The following is a 1,691-nucleotide window of genomic DNA, read 5'->3' on the forward strand; positions in this document are numbered from 1 at the left end:
GGCTCCCTGTCCGTCCTGCGGGCCGCGCTGCACCAGCGCCGAGCCGTGCACTCCTGGTGCGTCATCGGTGACGAGCCGGGCCAGGTCAACGGCATGCGATGGCAGCAGCGCCCCGTAAGGGGCGCGGGGAACTGCGCGACCAGCCACTGACGGCTCGCGGCCGCCTGCCGGTCCCCGCCCCCACGGCGATTAGTGCATCCAACACACTCACCGTGAGGTATTCGCATGCCCAGCCAGTTCTTCATCCCCGACCCCGAGGGTCAAACTCCCAGCCCTGAGGGCTACTTCGGGGCCTTCGGCGGCAAGTTCATCCCCGAGGCCCTCGTCGCAGCCGTCGACGAGGTGGCCGTCGAGTACGACAAGGCCAAGCACGACCCCGAGTTCGCCAGGGAACTCGACGACCTCCTGGTCCACTACACCGGCCGCCCCAGCTCCCTCACCGAGGTGCCGAGGTTCGCCGAACACGCCGGTGGCGCACGGATCTTCCTGAAGCGGGAAGACCTCAACCACACCGGCTCCCACAAGATCAACAACGTCCTCGGTCAGGCCCTGCTCACCAAGCGCATGGGCAAGACCCGGGTCATCGCCGAGACGGGCGCCGGACAGCACGGCGTGGCCACGGCCACCGCCTGTGCGCTCTTCGGCCTCGACTGCACGATCTACATGGGCGAGATCGACACCCAGCGCCAGGCCCTCAACGTGGCCCGCATGCGCATGCTCGGCGCCGAGGTCATCGCCGTGAAGTCCGGCAGCCGCACGCTGAAGGACGCCATCAACGAGGCCTTCCGCGACTGGGTCGCCAACGTCGACCACACCCACTACCTCTTCGGCACCGTCGCGGGCCCGCACCCCTTCCCCGCGATGGTCCGCGACTTCCACCGGGTCATCGGCGTCGAGGCCCGCCGTCAGCTCCTGGAGCGCGCCGGGCGCCTGCCCGACGCCGCCGTCGCCTGCGTCGGCGGCGGCTCCAACGCCATCGGCCTCTTCCACGCCTTCATCCCGGACACCGACGTCCGCCTCATCGGCTGCGAACCGGCCGGGCACGGCGTCGAGACCGGCGAGCACGCCGCGACCCTCACCGCGGGCGAGCCCGGCATCCTGCACGGCTCGCGCTCCTACGTCCTCCAGGACGACGAGGGCCAGATCACCGAGCCCTACTCGATCTCCGCCGGTCTGGACTACCCGGGCATCGGCCCGGAGCACTCCTACCTGAAGGACTCCGGCCGCGGCGAGTACCGCGCGGTCACCGACGACGCGGCGATGCAGGCCCTGCGCCTGCTGTCGCGCACCGAGGGCATCATCCCGGCCATCGAGAGCGCCCATGCCCTGGCCGGCGCCCTGGAGGTCGGCAAGGAGCTGGGCAAGGACGGGCTGATCGTGGTCAACCTGTCCGGCCGCGGCGACAAGGACATGGACACCGCCGCCCGCTACTTCGGCCTGTACGACACCGACGCCGAGGTCGCCGCCGACGCGGACACCGACACCGCCGAGATCGAGGGGGACGCCAAGTGAGCGGGAACATCCGGCTGTTGAGCGACACCCTCGCCGCGGCCAAGTCCGAAGGCCGCTCGGCCCTCATCGCCTACCTCCCGGCCGGGCGACGTAGACGACATCGATGTCCTCGTCCTGGGCGAGCGCGTTCCAGTCGCCGTAGGCCCGGGGTATCCCGAACCGCTCCGCGAACGCTTTCG

2 protein-coding genes are annotated in these 1,691 nt (G+C 70.5%); both read left to right on the forward strand.

Annotation, left to right across the window (positions count from 1 at the left end):
* The first annotated feature begins 45 nt into the window (after nt 1-45).
* The gene (locus ABT116_RS51165; RefSeq protein WP_502984061.1) at nt 46-150 is read left to right on the forward strand and encodes a hypothetical protein; all 105 of its coding nucleotides are present in this window, start codon (nt 46-48) and stop codon (nt 148-150) included.
* Between the two features lie 75 nt (nt 151-225).
* Complete coding sequence (trpB, locus tag ABT116_RS44575; protein WP_351646633.1) at nt 226-1,512, forward strand: tryptophan synthase subunit beta; 1,287 nt, start codon at nt 226-228, stop codon at nt 1,510-1,512.
* Nucleotides 1,513-1,691: the final 179 nt, after the last annotated feature.

Source organism: Streptomyces sp. NPDC002130 (assembly GCF_040296465.1).
Classification (GTDB): domain Bacteria; phylum Actinomycetota; class Actinomycetes; order Streptomycetales; family Streptomycetaceae; genus Streptomyces.